General features: G+C 36.7%; 16 protein-coding genes and 1 tRNA gene. 5 read left to right on the top strand and 12 right to left on the bottom strand.

The window, feature by feature from the left end:
- Positions 1 to 114 precede the first annotated feature (114 nt).
- Positions 115 to 1,161, bottom strand: coding sequence for a threonine aldolase family protein (locus ACP6PM_RS32410; RefSeq protein WP_426590967.1), 1,047 nt, complete (start codon positions 1,159 to 1,161; stop codon positions 115 to 117).
- A 33-nt stretch (positions 1,162 to 1,194) separates the two neighbouring features.
- On the bottom strand, positions 1,195 to 1,326 hold the full coding sequence (locus tag ACP6PM_RS32405; protein WP_426590966.1) for a hypothetical protein: 132 nt from the start codon (positions 1,324 to 1,326) through the stop codon (positions 1,195 to 1,197).
- Positions 1,327 to 2,078: 752 nt separating this feature from the next.
- Between ACP6PM_RS32405 and ACP6PM_RS32400 the strand changes: the two genes are divergently transcribed.
- On the top strand, positions 2,079 to 2,564 hold the full coding sequence (locus ACP6PM_RS32400; protein WP_426590965.1) for a GNAT family N-acetyltransferase: 486 nt from the start codon (positions 2,079 to 2,081) through the stop codon (positions 2,562 to 2,564).
- Between the two features lie 2 nt (positions 2,565 to 2,566).
- Here ACP6PM_RS32400 and ACP6PM_RS32395 read toward each other — a convergent pair whose 3' ends face one another.
- The 7 genes from ACP6PM_RS32395 to ACP6PM_RS32365 form a co-directional block, all read right to left on the bottom strand.
- Positions 2,567 to 3,505 carry a sensor histidine kinase gene (locus ACP6PM_RS32395; protein ID WP_426590964.1) on the bottom strand — a complete coding sequence of 313 codons (939 nt, stop codon included), beginning with the start codon at positions 3,503 to 3,505 and terminating at the stop codon, positions 2,567 to 2,569.
- A 145-nt stretch (positions 3,506 to 3,650) separates the two neighbouring features.
- Positions 3,651 to 4,238 carry an L-threonylcarbamoyladenylate synthase gene (locus tag ACP6PM_RS32390; protein WP_426590963.1) on the bottom strand — a complete coding sequence of 196 codons (588 nt, stop codon included), beginning with the start codon at positions 4,236 to 4,238 and terminating at the stop codon, positions 3,651 to 3,653.
- A gap of 407 nt (positions 4,239 to 4,645) precedes the next feature.
- Complete coding sequence (locus ACP6PM_RS32385; protein WP_426590962.1) at positions 4,646 to 4,792, bottom strand: hypothetical protein; 147 nt, start codon at positions 4,790 to 4,792, stop codon at positions 4,646 to 4,648.
- A 189-nt stretch (positions 4,793 to 4,981) separates the two neighbouring features.
- Positions 4,982 to 5,866: a peptide chain release factor N(5)-glutamine methyltransferase gene (gene prmC / locus ACP6PM_RS32380; RefSeq protein WP_426590961.1), complete on the bottom strand. Its 885-nt coding sequence runs from the start codon at positions 5,864 to 5,866 to the stop codon at positions 4,982 to 4,984.
- 49 nt (positions 5,867 to 5,915) lie between these two features.
- The gene (locus ACP6PM_RS32375; RefSeq protein ID WP_426590960.1) at positions 5,916 to 6,677 is read right to left on the bottom strand and encodes a Tic22 family protein; all 762 of its coding nucleotides are present in this window, start codon (positions 6,675 to 6,677) and stop codon (positions 5,916 to 5,918) included.
- A gap of 1,048 nt (positions 6,678 to 7,725) precedes the next feature.
- A tRNA-Pro gene (locus ACP6PM_RS32370) sits at positions 7,726 to 7,799 on the bottom strand.
- Positions 7,800 to 8,208: 409 nt separating this feature from the next.
- On the bottom strand, positions 8,209 to 8,760 hold the full coding sequence (locus tag ACP6PM_RS32365; RefSeq protein ID WP_293100318.1) for a GNAT family N-acetyltransferase: 552 nt from the start codon (positions 8,758 to 8,760) through the stop codon (positions 8,209 to 8,211).
- Positions 8,761 to 8,833: 73 nt separating this feature from the next.
- On the opposite strand from ACP6PM_RS32365, the gene ACP6PM_RS32360 reads away from it, so the two are divergent.
- Complete coding sequence (locus ACP6PM_RS32360) at positions 8,834 to 9,559, top strand: hypothetical protein (RefSeq protein ID WP_426590959.1); 726 nt, start codon at positions 8,834 to 8,836, stop codon at positions 9,557 to 9,559.
- A gap of 972 nt (positions 9,560 to 10,531) precedes the next feature.
- On the top strand, positions 10,532 to 11,377 hold the full coding sequence (locus ACP6PM_RS32355) for an alpha/beta fold hydrolase (protein WP_426590958.1): 846 nt from the start codon (positions 10,532 to 10,534) through the stop codon (positions 11,375 to 11,377).
- 78 nt (positions 11,378 to 11,455) lie between these two features.
- Here the strand turns inward: ACP6PM_RS32355 and ACP6PM_RS32350 are convergent, their stop codons facing one another.
- The 3 genes from ACP6PM_RS32350 to tsaD form a co-directional block, all read right to left on the bottom strand.
- On the bottom strand, positions 11,456 to 11,686 hold the full coding sequence (locus tag ACP6PM_RS32350) for a hypothetical protein (RefSeq protein ID WP_426590957.1): 231 nt from the start codon (positions 11,684 to 11,686) through the stop codon (positions 11,456 to 11,458).
- Positions 11,687 to 12,408: 722 nt separating this feature from the next.
- Positions 12,409 to 12,912 carry a GNAT family N-acetyltransferase gene (locus tag ACP6PM_RS32345; protein WP_426590975.1) on the bottom strand — a complete coding sequence of 168 codons (504 nt, stop codon included), beginning with the start codon at positions 12,910 to 12,912 and terminating at the stop codon, positions 12,409 to 12,411.
- An 877-nt stretch (positions 12,913 to 13,789) separates the two neighbouring features.
- Positions 13,790 to 14,851 (bottom strand): tRNA (adenosine(37)-N6)-threonylcarbamoyltransferase complex transferase subunit TsaD, encoded by a 1,062-nt coding sequence (gene tsaD / locus ACP6PM_RS32340; protein ID WP_426590956.1) that lies wholly within the window; start codon positions 14,849 to 14,851, stop codon positions 13,790 to 13,792.
- A 343-nt stretch (positions 14,852 to 15,194) separates the two neighbouring features.
- On the opposite strand from tsaD, the gene ACP6PM_RS32335 reads away from it, so the two are divergent.
- Both ACP6PM_RS32335 and psaJ read left to right on the top strand, forming a co-directional pair.
- Complete coding sequence (locus tag ACP6PM_RS32335; RefSeq protein ID WP_426590955.1) at positions 15,195 to 15,683, top strand: Photosystem I reaction center subunit III; 489 nt, start codon at positions 15,195 to 15,197, stop codon at positions 15,681 to 15,683.
- A gap of 284 nt (positions 15,684 to 15,967) precedes the next feature.
- Complete coding sequence (psaJ, locus tag ACP6PM_RS32330; RefSeq protein ID WP_293102293.1) at positions 15,968 to 16,093, top strand: photosystem I reaction center subunit IX; 126 nt, start codon at positions 15,968 to 15,970, stop codon at positions 16,091 to 16,093.
- Positions 16,094 to 16,324 lie beyond the last annotated feature (231 nt).

Here is a 16,324-nt window from a genome sequence, read left to right as displayed (position 1 = left end):
TATATATCCCTGTTACCTCTAAGAGCAAGAAGCCTATTCTTTTTCGGAGATATCTAATAATAAAAAATCAAATCAATTATTTCCCCCTACTCCCTACTCCCTACTCCCTACTCCCTACTCTCTCTTTTCTACAGAATGACGTTTAACACTTTTCAAAAAAGCATCAACATCTTCATATCTGGTATTAAAAGCAGTGACAAGTCGAATTATCGGGAAAATTCCTTCCTGCCAAACATAAAACTGAAAACCATCAGCTCTCAAACCATTAAGTACAGACTCAGGAATTTCTACAAAAATTTCATTCGCTTCCACAGGATGACACAACCTTACCAAAGGTAACTTTACCAAACCTTGAGCTAACTTAGTTGCCATCTGGTTAGCATGAGTAGCATTTTTTAGCCATAAATTATCAGTAATATAAGCCTCCAACTGAGCTGACAAATATCGCATCTTTGAAAATAAATGACCGCTACGTTTGCGACGATAAGCAAATGTTTTTGCCAAATCTTGATTAAAAAAGATTACCGTTTCTGCTGCCATTGCTCCATTTTTAGTTGCACCAAAACACAGTACATCTACCCCCACTCGCCAAGTTATATCCGCTGGCGCACAGTCTAAGCTCACAACAGCATTAGCAAAACGCGCCCCATCTATATGCAGATATAAATTATGAGCATGAGTTATTTTAGCAATCTCATCTATCTCTTCAGGTAAATAGACCGTTCCCGCTTCTGTCGCTTGGGTAATACTAACTGCCGCAGGTTGAACATAATGTACTACACCTGCACCTGCTTTTTCTAGTATTTTGCTCAAATCAGAAGCATTAATTTGAGCATCTGTACCATTTAATGTCACCAGTTTCGCACCACCTGTATAAAATTCTGGGGCACCACATTCATCCACATTAATATGAGATTCACCATGACAATAAATAGCTCCATAACCAGGAGCGATTGCCGATAAAGCCAGAGCATTAGCGGCAGATCCCGTAGCAACAGGGAAAACTGTTACAGGAGTTTCAAAAATTGATGAAAATTTAGCTTCTAACCGTTGAGTGTATTCATCCGCACCATAAGGCATCACAGATCCTTCATTGGCAGCGATCAGAGCAGCCATAATTTCTGGGCACACCTCAGTCACATTATCACTACAAAAATTCATAGTTCCTATATTTTTCACTCTATCCAAAACACTCTACCAGTATGAAACATTCCCACTCCGTTTCCATTTTCTAGTAGGACAGTTTTTTCTATCGAACATCAAGTCCAAATCTGTTTCTAGAAAAAACAGCAAATATTCATTACCACTCAATCTAGCTAAAGTCATTTCAGTTATCAGTTATCAGTTATCAGTTATCAGTACCTCTAAATGAAGCCAGAAGCTTGAAATAGTGAGTGAAGTTTATTTTTTTCATCCCCTATCCAAGGGGAAGCTATTGACCTTATTTTTTAGTCAAAAATTAAAACTTAAAATTTAAATTCTTATACTAATACCATTTCACAGAATTCAGAATTCAGAATTCAGAAGTTAGATTGGATAGGCTAAAAACTTTGACAAGAGAAAGGTTTGAGACAATTATTTGACATTTAAAATTTGAAACTATTTGTGACATCTTTAAAGTAAATTGGTATCAGAATAAGTTTGAGAATGTATCAAGAGTAATCGCAACTATTATAATTAGTATTTACTCAAAAATCGTAAATAATTACACAAAAAATTAATATTTTACATATATAATTATAGCTTAATTTAATTCCACATTCTCATAAAACCTTAACAAAAAAATACATAAAAAACATATTGATTATTAGAAAAAAGAATGATATTATACAAAATAGTTCAGCAATAAAATATATATTACTAAACTTAAAAACAAGGAGGTAAGTCAAATAATCCACACTACAAAAAACTCAAAAAAAATCAAAATAATTTATTAATTTTATCTATTTTTAAGCATATAAAAATACTTAAATCTAGATAAAAGTTAGCCCCAACCAATATTCAATCTAAACATAAATAGACAAAAATCAAAAGAATTGATTGAGTAAATTGAAACTATAGAGAGCTGACTAAAAAAGATGAAAAACACTACCAGAGATTACCGTCATATCCAATTCTACGAAGGTCATTCAAAAGTAGACATTTCCCAACTCGTAGCATTATTTAACTCAGCAGCAATTTGGGCAAAAAATAGAAAAATAGAAGACTTAGAAATAGCCATTACCAACAGTAATCCAGTCGTCAGTGTCTGGGATAATCAAACAATGATAGGTTTTGGTCGCGCCACATCAGATTGCGTATACAGAGGTACAATTTGGGATATAGTAATTCACCCAAACTATCAAGGAGGAGGACTAGGACGAAAATTAGTTGAGACAATTTTAAGTCATCCACGAATGTGTCATGTAGAAAGAATTTACCTAATGACAACCTATCAACAAAACTTCTACAAACGAATCGGATTTCAACACAATCAAACCACAACAATGATATTACACAATCAACCCATAGAAGGAGAAATCGAATTAACAACAAGAAATCAACCATCACTACTTGCCACATAAACTTAACTCTCAGCACCCTCTCTACTCATAAGAATTGAACATTGAGTCCGATTAAAATTAGACTCCTCACCCTCAGAAGGAGTCGCCAGCACCTCCAAACGTCCGTTCATCATTCCCAACAAAGTTTGATTCATTAACAACCTCATACCAGGAGAAAGCTGGAAATCAGCAGTCATGTTTTTTTCAGCTTTCTCCTCAAAATTATTTTTGAGTAAATCCCAAGACTCACTCCACGCACTAATAGGACGTTGATCGTCAATCCAAATATGAACATAACCAGATTCCTCAGCAGAATGAACAGAAACATTCACACTACCTTCATCCATTTGGGCGATCGCAGTATCAATCAAACTCACCAAAACCTGCTTCAGACGAGACTCATCCGCCAAAACATAAACATCTCCTTCAGGAGGTGATATTTGCAAACGAATACTACGATTAGCAGCTTGCATATAAGTTAAATTTTCCACCGCCTCAAACACCTGACTTAGCTGCAGCGACTCTATCTTTACCCTCTCAGTCCCATGTTCAGTTTTAGCCACATAAATAATCTCATCCAATAACCCCAAAGTTTTCAAAGCAGAATTATAAGCTTGCTTCACAAACTCACGCTCCTCCTCCGGGTCATCAGCTAAATCAGAAATAACTAACTGCAATCCACCAATCATACTATTAATTGGCGATCGCAACTCATGAGCAGTTCGAGCCAAAAAACCAGCCTTAAACTTACTCATTTCAGAAGCCATTTGATATGCTAGTTGAGTATTTTTGAGTTGCTCTAAAATATTCTCTAGCTGCTCAGAATCAGAATTAGATTCTTCAGGAGATGACACTACAGAAGACATTGATAAATTCTGACTTTCTTGCCTAGACCATAACCTACTAGCTATTAACCCAAATCCAAATCCTAATGCCAAAAAAATAAAATCGTTCCCAGCCATGCCACTAAAAATACTAAATTTTTTAACACTACCTTAAAATTTTATAGCACTATGCAAATAGGGCGCGGACATTTATAAATGCTCTCTCCGAGCATCATGGATTACTTTTGATTTTTGAATTTTGACTTTTGACTTGCGCGTAGCGCTATAACTTTACCGCCCCCTGACGCAAGATTTCCCAACCAGCAATTCCATTCCACTTAGCAACAGTCGAAGGAACTCCTGAACCTGACATCATCTCCTCATTCTGGGACAACGAAAGAACCAAAACATCTGGAAATTGAGCATTAATTTCAGCCATCCGCTCCAAAGTCGGCTGACTAGATAAATTAGCACTCGTAGTAGCTAAAGGCCCTGTTTTAGCCATTATCTCTCTAGCAATATCGCAATTAGGAATCCTAAGTCCAATTGTAGTTGGATTAACAGGATTCATTACCCTAGGCACTATTTCCGCAGCAGGCAACACCAAAGTTAAAGGACCAGGCCAATACTCTTTAGCCACCCCTTGCCATAACTGTAACTTTTCATCACTCCCACAAACATAAGGCCACAAAGATTCAGCAGTTGCCCCCATCAAAATCAAAGGTTTATCTTGACTGCGACCCTTAGCTTGAAAAATTAAATCTGCTTTGTCAGGTCGAGCTGCTAATGCTGGTACAGTATCAGTAGGAAAGCTTACTAAATTACCAGATATGGCCCCCTTAATTAGAGTCTCAATAGATACTAAACTCATTTATTTTATTTTTCGGTTTTTAATTTTTTGAAAAATTTTAGGTAATTCTAGCATGTCTGGCAGAAAAAACCTCCCACCTAGGGAGCTTAAGAAAATGATTTTAGCTTCAAATTAAATTATTCCAACCAGTTAGCCCCATTAAAATCAAAGGTTGATCTTGACTGGGACCCTTCAGTTGAAAAATTAAATCTGCTTTGTCAGGTCGAGCTGCCAGTGCTAATACAGTATCAGTCGGAAAGTTAACTAAATTATCAGATATTTCCCCCCAATTAGAATCTCAATAATCAAACTCATTTTTTAATTTTTTGAAAAATTTTAGGTAATTCCAGCATCTATGACACAAAAAACCTCCCACCCAGGGAGCTTAAGAAAATGATTTTAACTTCAAATTAAATTATTCCAACCAGTTACCCCGTAAAAATCAAAGGTTGATCTCGACTACGACCCTTCCCTGGAAAAATCAAATCAGTTTGATTAGGTCGAGCTGCTAATACTGGTACAGTATCAGTAGGAAAGCTCACTAAATTACCAGATATTGCACCCTCAATTAACACTCAACCCATTATTTATTTATTTATTTTGTTTTTCGTTTTTTAATTTTTTGAAATTATCATCTATCTTACAATTCCTAGCACAACAAACCTCCCACCCAGGGAGCTTAAGAAAATGATTTTAGCTCCAAATTAAATTATTCCAACCAGTTACCCCGTGAAAATTTTTGAAGCTTAAGAAAATAATATTTGCTACTTCAAAAAAGCCATAGCAAACCGATCTACACCCTCAATATCCGGAAAAATCTCAACCCGACAATAAGCTCCATTATCTTGCAACATTTCAGCCACCATCTCCCCTTGCCCATCCATCATCTCCACCAACCAAACCCCACCAGAAAGCAAATATAGTGGAGCCGTTTCAACTAAAAATCTAATACAATCTAGACCATCAATACCACCATCAAGAGCCAAGCGAGGCTCATGTTTCCTTACCTCTACTTGCAAAGTCGAAATCATACCACTAGGAATATAAGGAGGATTCGCCACCATCCCACTTACCCTACCCCGCAGATGCTCCAGCGGTTCCCACCAAGAACCCTCATAAAAACTAATTCTATGAGCCAAACCCAACTTAACAGCATTCTGTCTAGCAATAGCCAAAGCTGCCGGACTGCAATCGACAGCATAAATCGAAGCATCTGTCAATACATCCGCCAAACCACAAGCGATCGCCCCACTACCAGTTCCCAGATCCACCCAAATTCCTTGCCCAAGCTCCGAAACAGCATTATTAGCAACCACAACAAGATCGATTAAACACTCAGTTTCTGGTCTAGGTATCAAAACCCCAGAACCAACCTCCAAACAAAAATTCCGCCAATAAGTAACCCCAGTTAAATATTGAAGCGGAACCCTATCCTCCAAACGTCGATGCCAAAGACTATCCAACTCAACTAAAGAGAGACCCATTAAAATATTAGGCCAATCTTTAAAAGACTCCAAACGCAATGTTAATCGATCCAGTCCAGCAAACTCCTGTAATAACAAATCAACCTCAGCAATAGATATACCTACCATCAAAGCATCAGCCTTAGTTTGACAATACCATCGCCAAAGTTCTAGACCTGAAACCATACACTTTGAGGAAAAGTCCATCTATGTAGTCGCCAAGAATATTAACTTATTAATTACCAGAACTACCAGATTGCTTTAACTTTTGTACAAATTCCAAAGACTCCCGTGGAGGAATAAAAATAATTTTTTCCAAGAAAGGATCGTCATCCTTCTCCAAGGCATTAATTACACCCTCAAGATTCACAACCTCAATCTTCACAGAAGAAAAAACATCAGGTTGTTGAGTCTTAGCCCGCTCCAACATTCCTTGCAAATCTTCCTTATTAAAAAACATAGGAATAACTTGCTTTTCTCCACGCTGAATCGTCAAATATCCATCATCAGGTCCCCCCTTAGCTATAAACAAAGGTACCCCATTAAACTGGTTAACATCCTGACCACTTTGCTCAAGTAAAGCCTTAGCAGATTCAACCTGCCTTTTGATTGGAACATAAGCAAATTTTAGTTTCTGACCATTCTGTTGTGTAGATTGGCTCATTTCATAAACTTCACCTAAAGAGACAGGAACAACCTTAACCGTAGCGGCCAGATCGGGATTTTCTCCTTTTAATTTATTCACAAAAGCATCTGCATCACTCTTGCTAATAAAAACTCCCGCTACAGAAGAATTATCGTCATTACCTTCTCTTTTAATCGAAGCAACAAGAGGAGAGCCATTTTGATCGGTAATTGTAAATACAGGTACAGGAGTTAACTTCTGTAACACTTCTTTCTCAGGCAGTGCTAATGCAGACATATCTTTCAGAGAAGGTCCTATCAAAGTGCTAGCTACTATTCCTAACACTGCACTTAAGCGAACTAATGACTTCATAAATTCTCCTGTTTTATTAAAATATTATAATTTCAAAAACTATGAATATCAAACAACCACAAAATAAATCAAAAAAAAACTTCAGTTTTTCGTCCAATATGCAACTAATTAATATGATTTAATCTTTTTCAAATACAGATATCAGGGCAATTATGAAAACAGTTTATTCTATAAAAATTAGATTCCTAATCTTTATTTACTATTAGTAAAACATCTATCTAACTATATTTTTATTAATGTCAAAAAATTATTTATTCTTTTGAAAGTTAAACCATTCAATTATTTAACCTTAATCTGATTTATCGTTAATCATAAAATTAAATTATTTTCTTATTCAGCCATAAGAAATATACAAAAATTATTATCCTAGCTCGACAATAATCTATGGTAGATTTACCAAGTCACTAAATTTGGAAACATCATTAATTAAGAGTATAATTTATACTTTATGGCCAAATCATAATAACTATAACCTAGTATAACATAAATATTTCATTTGCTGAAGCTGAAAAAATAAGAGAGCTTAGAGCTTAATATTCCAAGATAGCTGGATTGAGGATACTTATTAACTTACAGCATTATATAAAATAATTTTCCTCAAGTTTTGCCAATTTTTTGACATCAAACTAGTAGTCTACCAAGTAAACTTTGCCTGGTAATATTTTTACCACTAACGATTCACTACTCACAACTTACTAACCCTTACCCAGCAATTTTGGTTTGGTCGAGTACTAGGTTTGGTTAACTTATTATAATTTACATCCTCTTCCTGAAGAACCAGGATCATGGGCTGAATTTTTTTCTGGTCTTACGCTCACTCTACAGTAAGTTGCCAATGGGAAGGAGCTTCTAGACAATCCTAGCCCAGCAGCTTTATTTCCTGTAGCTTAAGACACTACTGTGAAAACTTTCAAGATTGATAGATTAGTTTTCCTATACTACACTTCTTTGATCGAGAGCAATAGTCTTAAACCAACCTTGATATAAATTTTCCTAAGCTGATACTTAATTTTCAGACTTAGGTAAATTATGGTTATTTATTTATATATCGGGATGACAGGATTTGAACCTGCGACATCCTGCTCCCAAAGCAGGCGCGCTACCAAACTGCGCTACATCCCGATTGAACTAAAATCATTATAGCTCAATTTTCTATCTTTGTGCAAACTTTGTGAAAAAAAAATTGGAAAAAATCCTCAAAATCAAACCTGTAGGCATGTTCAGGAAATTTTTAGGGGCAAAAATCCTATAAATTATTTATTGAGATAGATGCTACTTATATGGCCTAGATTTGCACCTAAATCCAACTCCTTCTCAAGTATTGAAGTTAAAAATCATTAGTATTTATTATTTTTATTCAACAAATCAATAACTTTTAATCAACCTTACTAAGTTCACTATTAGTCCATTTTGCACAATCATAGACAAGAATCAAACCAGGCAAAATGCCCCAGCTCAAAAATCTAAATTCTAAGTTAATCAATAATTATAATATGACTCAGTTAGCCATACCCAATCAACTCAAAAACAGCTAATCTGGATACCAGAACATTCCTTTAATTCCCTCTGGGTCAGAAATAAAACCTAAATTTCGGTAAAAATCAACAACATGAGGGTCTGCAAATAAAGTAATGTTACTTATATCCTCACTACGAAGTTTTTTGATTATGTAATTCATCAATGCTTTTCCCAAGCCCTTGCTTTGGAAGTCAGGATGAACAACCACATCCCAAAGAGTGGCATTAAAAGCATGGTCAGATGTTGCTCTAGCAAAACCAATCAGTCTTCGCTGAGAGCCTCGCATCTGCCACATAGAGACCACAAGAAAACTATGTTGAATGGCCTTTTTGACTTTACGCAATGGGCGACGAGACCAACCAACAGCATTACAAAGATCTTCGAGTTCATAGATATCTATATCTCGATCCGTACTAAAAAAGATACGCCCATTACTTCTATCAGGAGAACGAACAGCTTGAGAAGAAGCATCTTGTCCCCCAATAGTTGTGTATCTTTCATAATCTAAATTTTGAGACTGAGATATTGGCTCAGAACCGGTAAACAAATTTTTCCAGAAACCCATGCAGGCGTGGTTAAGTTAGTAGAAATTGGATGACATTATTAGATAGTATATATCCCGTTCCCTCTCTTCGATTATGGCTCCGGGTTTAAAATCATCAACATTAGAACTGCTAAAGCGCTTCAACCGAGCGTTTCCACAGTTTTATGAACAATTTGTCAGTAGTGATATTCAACTGCAAAATTTGAAACTAGCATATCAACTGTATAAAAGTAAACAAGCTGTAATAGAGTTAAAGCCAGAAAGCAGCAAAAGTGCCCTGCACTTTACCTACCGAAATCAATCATTCTTACTCAGTGATATTTTTGGAGTATTAGCTGCCTATGGACTAACTATTCATAGCCTCAGTCTTTATGGACAAATTTACCCACCGATGTTGGTCTTTATCAAATTAGTAATATCTCGGGGGGGCAAAGCATTAACAGAGAAAACCTCAGAAAATGTTTGTCGTGCCATCCGTGAATCACTAGCAGGCCACTTTGAGGTGGAAGAAATGTTGGCAGTAGAATTTAATCTAGATAATGGTTTGGAAGAAGTAGCAACAGAATTTTATGTTGATCCTGTATTTCATCTACCAGCACTATTAATTGAAGCCGATAATCAACCAGGTCTATTCTACAAAGTCATGTATGCCATCTGGCAGGAAGATTTGCTAGTAGTTAATGCCAACTTATTAGTTTGGCGTGGGCGAACTCGCCTCATTCTTTATCTTCTAGGGCCAAATGAAAGTTTGATTCCAGAATACTTAGGCCACAAAATCGCAGAAGGTGTGCGACAGAGATTGATGGGAGAAAGGTACTAACTTAATTCAATGGGATTATACCAAGCGTGAAAAAAGAATATTATATCAAATCTGCTCGTGTTCGGTATAAAAAAGTGTTCCATCTGAGCGTCATTGCCAAATCTTTCTAAATTCTCTTCCCTCTGCACCTCTGCGCCTCCTGACTCCTGAGTTATGACTCCTGAATCCTTATCTAATTACACCAATGCTACCTGATTTGATATTACAAATAAGCCTAAGTGATTGAAAGACTTTAAATGATATGTTTCTTTGACTAAAAATCCAGCCTTACTTAATTCGTCCTGACTCAAGTAAAAAAGCCTAATTATCTCAAGGTTGGTTGAAGACCCGCGCTCTTGGTCAAGGGAATGGAGGGATGGGAAAACCAATAAATATTGATTGGGGTTTTTACTAGTTTTGTACTATATCTATATCTATATAGAAGCCCTAAGTGTATCTCTGGAAACCTGCGGGTTTTTGGCAAAGGAGGACCGAGTCAGGAGGACCGAGTCAGGAGTGAGAGAAATAGGATAGGGGAAAAAGGTAGAATCTAGGCCCCCATCTCCCCATCTCTAAATAGATCCCAAATGGGTTCTATAGAATAAGGCTACTGGACTAGCACTGTCTGGGGGAGCCGTCGGTCAGGCGACGTAATGTGGAATGACCTTAAGAGCGAAAAGAGGTTCGACCCCAGAGACAGGTGCTATGTTTCGATACGCGACATGAAAAGCGCAGCTCCTCTGGAAAAGGCAACAGAAACTCAAAGTCTCCTGCGCAGGAGCTTTCCTCGGTCATGCTGTGCAAACACTAACGTAAGGTTTGGATATCCCGCATTTTCGCATAATCACAACGTCGGGAAGATGTCAAAGAGGCGTTTTGGACTTATCCAATAGCTCTGTGTAATACATCAAATATTCCATCGCAAATGAACAGCGGTTTTAGACATAAACCGCTGTTCATTATTCATTGCCAATTCAGGATTAAGATAAAAATATGGCAAATATAGATATTCGAGGGGTTCCACATACCTATGAATTGACGACCCCCACTTCATCCCCCTATGTACTTGTATTTATACATGGCTGGCTTTTAAGCCGTAATTACTGGCAACCTTTGATCCAAAGACTATCAGCAGATTACCAGTGTTTATCTTACGACTTGCGCGGATTCGGTGATTCTCAAATCGACTCAACCCAAAAAAAATTAGTTTCTACCTACAGTCTTACCGCTTATGTTGAAGACTTAGCAATACTACTAGCAAAACTCAACATCTCTAGTGCCTGCTTAATAGGTCATTCCTTGGGAGGGACTATTGCTCTAAACGGAGCATATAAAATCCTCGACATTATTAAAACAGTAGTATGTATCAACTCTGGTGGCGGAATTTATCTTAAAGAAGAATTTGAGCGATTTAGATTCGCAGGGGCACAAATAATTAAATTTCGTCCTCGTTGGCTACCTTATCTACCTTTGATTGAACAAATATATACCAAGACTCAAGTGGTTACTCCCCTCTCTCGTAAATGGGGACGACAACTATTATTCGATTTCGTTGCCGCATCTTATGAAGCTTCCCTAGGAAGTTTATTAGAGTCCACTACAGAATCAGAGGTTAATCGACTCCCACAAGTAGTATCAGATTTAAAACAACCTGTTTACTTTATTGTCGGAGCCAAAGATAAAGTCATGGAGCCTAAATATGTACGACATTTAGCTAGTTTTCACTGGATGTTTCAAGGTTGCGGTGCAAATGTCCTAGAAATTCCCGAATGCGGTCATCTATCAATGTTAGAAAAACCTGATATTGTGGCTACCCATATTAAAAGTTTTTTGCAATGAATCATTCCTAAATTATTATAAAAATTGGAAAAAAGTTGCTGCAAATTGATAATAATTAGGAGATATAGCCTCTAATATTCATGCATAGATAGTTACAGTCAAAAAAGGAATGGGGGAGTAGGGAGAAGATATTTTTTCGGTAGTCCTGCATGGTAATGGTGAGGATATATATTTTTTAATTTCTCCCCATCTCCCCATCTCCCCATCTCCCCATCTCCCAATCCCCCAATCTCCCAATCTCCCAATCCCCCAATCTCCCAATCTCCCAATCTCCCAATCTCCCCACACTCCCGTTGCTTCCTTTACCATTACTATGCACCACCACCATTTTTTCGTTAAAATTAGTGTAAATATTACCCTAACAATTGTTCTTTTTGTCCAAATACAACTTAATTGGTTTATCTCAAAGTTGAGATAAAAATTTGGTTTGAAATTTTGCTGCCTAATATAACATTATTTTTTATTTTGGCTAGGGTTTGTCCAAATAAATCCGATTGTTAAGAAAAACCAGGTTTCTAGGTTCGGGTGTGTAAGTTCTGTTATACATATCCACTCCATTAATGGAGAAAAAAGAAAAAAATTCTTTTTAGCCCAATCCTCTTCTTTATAAGAAGAGGTAATTAGAGCTGATTTGTAAACTTATCTAAAACCCTTATATCACCTAACTTTCATAGATTTAGGTATTATTGGACTCTAACTACTAAAACCCTTGTATCCCACATTCCGCAGATCTCAATATATCTTTATATCTCTTTACACTTGCAAAATTCCTTAAACGATAAAAGGTACTTACAGAAATTGAGATCGCTAATTTTCCTTGTTTTATGAGAATTTCAGTAATAAATATTTATATTCAAGGATTTTATACCTAATAGCTGAAACACTTATTGGCTAAGACCTACAAGCAAAGCATAAATTTTACTTATCAATCAAATGTTAAGAAGTGCGGAATGTGGGTTATATTGCAATAAATTCAGCCTCTTAATATTTACTTTATAAATCAGCTCTTATTAATTATTAATTGTTAATTATTAATTGTTGAATTCCTCAATATGAAGCCCCACAATCACTAAATCTCGCCTAGTTCCATCTAAATCAGCTACTTTTGGTAAATAACCCCAACGTTGAAAACCAAATTTATCAAATAGACTTAAACTAGGAATATTATGAGCAAATATAAAGCCGAGTAAAGTCTTAATTCCCAACTGAGGACTACGATAAATTGCCTCTGAAAGTAATTTTTTTCCTATTCCTTGACCTTTATATTTAGGAGCAACATATATACTTACTTCTGCTGTAGCTTGATATGCTGGTCTGCCATAGAAAGACTGAAAACTCAGCCACCCAACAACTTTATCATCCAATTCTATGACCAAAATAGGACGACTATTTGGTGAGTGTTCTTGATACCAGGAAATACGACTCTCAACCGATATAAGTTCCAAATCTGCACTAGCAATACGACTAGGGATTGAGGCATTATAAATTTCTACAATTACAGCTAAGTCTTTTGCTCCAGCATTTCTAATTTTCATTACTGATGTAGCACCTTCTAAAAATCTAGATAATCCTAGAAATTCTTCCCAATTGATAAACTCCATGTATAGTGTGGCACTATAGTTTTAAATTACTATCTAGGGCTTGCTGATTAATTATCAAAGTATTGACAGATAAAGGCTAAAGCCTTTTTTATCGAAAAAAGTTGAAGCTTTTCGGTCTAAAAAGCTCAAAAAGCTGACTTTTTGAGCAGACAAGGGCGGAAAAATCAAGGGAGAATTCTTCCTCCTACCTCCTCTATAATTCCCATTTCTCCTGTACGTCCACAATTCGACGGCTCCCCTACCTGACTCCTAACTCCTGACTCCTCTCCTACCCTCACTCATAAGACTTTTTCAGCCAATCCTATCTATCAAAAAAATATATAGTCTTGGTATAAATTCTGATAGTGGTATAAAGTCATATACTTGCGACTTTACCTCCCAAGTTCTGACTCGTGGCTTATGACTACTCTAATAGCTCAACCCACTATACCTCTCCAAAAATCAAAAATTGGTAGTCCTGCATGGTAATGGTGAGGATATATATTTTTTAATTTCTCCCACACTCCCCCCATCCCCCCATCTCTTACAGGGGTAGGTTTTTAACAAAGGAGCGATCACTCGCTTTGATTCAGTTAAAAATTCTCAAAAAAATGTACTTTTTTATACAATAAATAGCTATAAACTCCCCCCTCCTCCCCCTCTTCCCCTCCACCGGAGGGGTTAGGGGTGGGTCCCCCTCTCCCCACACTTCTTTTAGATCAAAGGTAAAAAACCTACCCCTGTGAAATCCCCCCATCCCCCCATCCCCCCATCTCCCTATCAGAAAAGGGTTTCAAGACTTATGGGTAAAGCATAGTTTTTATGGAGATGTCTAATGAAATTTGTATAATTCCATCACATCTTGAATACCCATTCGAGAATTGGCTCCTAAGTTAAGAGATGAAATATGGCCACGACTGAGATGGTCAGCCGCAGCACAACCAATCATAGCCGCATTATCGGTACAAAATTTTAGTGGCGGAAATAGTACCTGCAAATTATGACTCGCTGCTGCTCTACTTAAGTGCCATCGCAAACCACTATTAGCTGCTACACCTCCACCAATAGCAATTGTATTTAGGCCATAGTCTAACGCACAGGCGATCGCTCTTTTTGTTAACCCCTTTGCTACAGTTTCTTGAAAGCTAGCTGCAATGTCCCTAGTTAGGGAAGACCCAGATAATAACTCACTACCCTGTTGTTCTAATTTCTGAACTAATCGCAATACGGCAGTTTTTAGTCCACTGAAACTAAAATCATAAGGATGATAACCTCCTCCTGGCAAGGAAATTTTTCCTTCAGGAAGAGCAAAGGCTAATTTATTCCCTTCTGCTGCTAATTTATCAATTATTGGGCCGCCTGGATAACCAAGCTTTAATAATCTAGCTACTTTGTCAAAAGCTTCTCCTGCTGCATCATCTCTTGTTTGGCCTAAAGTTTCATATTCCCCACAGTCTTTGACATAAATCAAACTGGTATGACCTCCAGAAACCAACAAACACAGAAAAGGTGGTTTTAAGTCTGGTTGCTCTAGATAAGTTGCATAAATATGACCTTCTAAATGATGGACTCCCACAAATGGCTTTTCATGGACAATAGCCAGAGTTTTTGCTGCTGTTAGACCCACTAACAAAGCGCCAACTAAACCAGGAGCACAAGTAGCTCCAATACCATCAATATCTGGCCAATCTAAATCTGCCTCTATCAAAGCTTGAGCGATCGCCTGATTAATTATTTCTAAATGTTGCCGTGAGGCTACTTCTGGAACTACACCTCCATAAAAGCTATGAATATTAATTTGTGACTTTACAATATTACTTAAAACTTGACGATTCTTAACAATTGCCACAGATGTTTCATCACAGCTTGTTTCTATAGCTAAAACCCTTGTCATTGCTACATAAATTGATATTAATATAGTCAAAATACTAGCACTAAATAAATTTGGTGTTGTGATGAATAAAGTATTGTAAAATCAAACAAACAAGAAATACCTGCGGTGGAGCATATCGTGGTAAAAATGTCTGTGGATAAGATGCAGAAGCCATTACATAAATATTGGCCTATCTAGCATTTATGGAAACAGAAAATCTTGATTGTCAAGTCAAGAATACCACTTCAAAACAATCGCTTTTGGAGTTGGGAAAATCTCAATCAGAAAATCCCTACTTTTAGCTTAATTTAGCAACAGAAGTATGGATAATTGTCAACACTTTGTAATAAAAGGAAACAATTCCATGAGACGATTGTTGGCTTTAGTTTTAGCCATTAGTCTTTGGGTAACTTGTGTACCTGCAGCATCAGCATATAACTTGGTACCCTGTTCAGAATCACCTGCTTTTCAGGCACTAGCTGAAAATGCTCGCCCTACTACCAGCGATCCCGAATCTGGTACAAAACGATTTGAACGTTATTCTCAACAACTTTGTGGAGAAGACGGTCTACCTCATTTAATAGTAGATGGAAGCTGGAACCACGCTGGCGACTTCACCATTCCTGGGATTTTGTTCTTGTATATTACAGGTTGGATTGGTTGGGTAGGTCGTTCTTATCTTCAAACAATTAAATCTGAGAAAAATACAGAAGAAAAAGAGATTATTATTGATGTACCTTTAGCAATCCAAAAAATGCTAGGTGGCTTTTTATGGCCTGTGCTGGCATTCGGGGAATATACCTCTGGCAAAATGTTTGCTAAAGACAACGAAATTACTGTTTCCCCTCGCTAGAAAAGTGACCGACGGAGCAGTTAAAATTAGGTAATTTTAGTCAGTATAAAAATACTAATTAATAATTACCAACCTTATCTAAAACAATGTTGAAAAGAAGCGGTCAGCAATTAGCAAGATCATTTTTTTTAACGTTCGAGAAGGGGGATTTAAAGCTCTCCTAAAAAATATTTTGGGGGAATTTTAACCCAGTAAAAGCTGATAGCTGAATGCTAAAAGCTGATAGCTAATTAACATTTGCTGAACAATACCTGATTTAAAAATCAGTTTCAGGAGAAATATTAATGCAAGACTTACTTAAGTATCTGTCCACAGCCCCTGTTTTGGCTGCAATTTGGATGACTGTCACAGCCGGAATTTTAATCGAATTTAATCGCTTTTTCCCAGACCTGCTTTTCCATCCAATGTAAAAGCAGAAAAGTTAACATTTTGGGTTAAGTAAAAATTTGTCTGAACTATTGAAATATTAAGATTGAATGTAATAGTCTGACAAACCATTTAGATCAAATTCAGCCTCAATTGGTTAAAAATAGTGGTGGATGCAGAAATCAATATTCTCAACTAAATAAATTTGAAAATTTGATTTCTGACACCATCCTATATATAGTAGTTGTGATATTAATGAGGTAGAATATTTATCG

Origin of the sequence: Dapis brunnea BLCC-M229, assembly GCF_050015995.1 — a bacterium.
In the GTDB taxonomy this organism is placed as follows: Bacteria; Cyanobacteriota; Cyanobacteriia; order Cyanobacteriales; family Microcoleaceae; genus Trichodesmium.
This window is presented reverse-complemented; position numbering and strand designations above follow the sequence as displayed.

Excerpts from the sequence above, each read along its gene's own strand:
- ACP6PM_RS32410 (WP_426590967.1), bottom strand. The coding sequence starts at position 1,161 with ATGAATTTTTGTAGTGATAATGTGACTGAGGTGTGCCCAGAAATTATG.
- ACP6PM_RS32405 (WP_426590966.1), bottom strand. The coding sequence starts at position 1,326 with ATGACTTTAGCTAGATTGAGTGGTAATGAATATTTGCTGTTTTTTCTA.
- ACP6PM_RS32400 (WP_426590965.1), top strand. The coding sequence starts at position 2,079 with ATGAAAAACACTACCAGAGATTACCGTCATATCCAATTCTACGAAGGT.
- ACP6PM_RS32395 (WP_426590964.1), bottom strand. The coding sequence starts at position 3,505 with ATGGCTGGGAACGATTTTATTTTTTTGGCATTAGGATTTGGATTTGGG.
- ACP6PM_RS32390 (WP_426590963.1), bottom strand. The coding sequence starts at position 4,238 with ATGAGTTTAGTATCTATTGAGACTCTAATTAAGGGGGCCATATCTGGT.
- prmC (WP_426590961.1), bottom strand. The coding sequence starts at position 5,866 with ATGGTTTCAGGTCTAGAACTTTGGCGATGGTATTGTCAAACTAAGGCT.
- ACP6PM_RS32375 (WP_426590960.1), bottom strand. The coding sequence starts at position 6,677 with ATGAAGTCATTAGTTCGCTTAAGTGCAGTGTTAGGAATAGTAGCTAGC.
- ACP6PM_RS32365 (WP_293100318.1), bottom strand. The coding sequence starts at position 8,760 with ATGGGTTTCTGGAAAAATTTGTTTACCGGTTCTGAGCCAATATCTCAG.
- ACP6PM_RS32360 (WP_426590959.1), top strand. The coding sequence starts at position 8,834 with ATGGCTCCGGGTTTAAAATCATCAACATTAGAACTGCTAAAGCGCTTC.
- ACP6PM_RS32355 (WP_426590958.1), top strand. The coding sequence starts at position 10,532 with ATGGCAAATATAGATATTCGAGGGGTTCCACATACCTATGAATTGACG.
- ACP6PM_RS32350 (WP_426590957.1), bottom strand. The coding sequence starts at position 11,686 with ATGGTAAAGGAAGCAACGGGAGTGTGGGGAGATTGGGAGATTGGGAGA.
- ACP6PM_RS32345 (WP_426590975.1), bottom strand. The coding sequence starts at position 12,912 with ATGAAAATTAGAAATGCTGGAGCAAAAGACTTAGCTGTAATTGTAGAA.
- tsaD (WP_426590956.1), bottom strand. The coding sequence starts at position 14,851 with ATGACAAGGGTTTTAGCTATAGAAACAAGCTGTGATGAAACATCTGTG.
- ACP6PM_RS32335 (WP_426590955.1), top strand. The coding sequence starts at position 15,195 with ATGAGACGATTGTTGGCTTTAGTTTTAGCCATTAGTCTTTGGGTAACT.
- psaJ (WP_293102293.1), top strand. The coding sequence starts at position 15,968 with ATGCAAGACTTACTTAAGTATCTGTCCACAGCCCCTGTTTTGGCTGCA.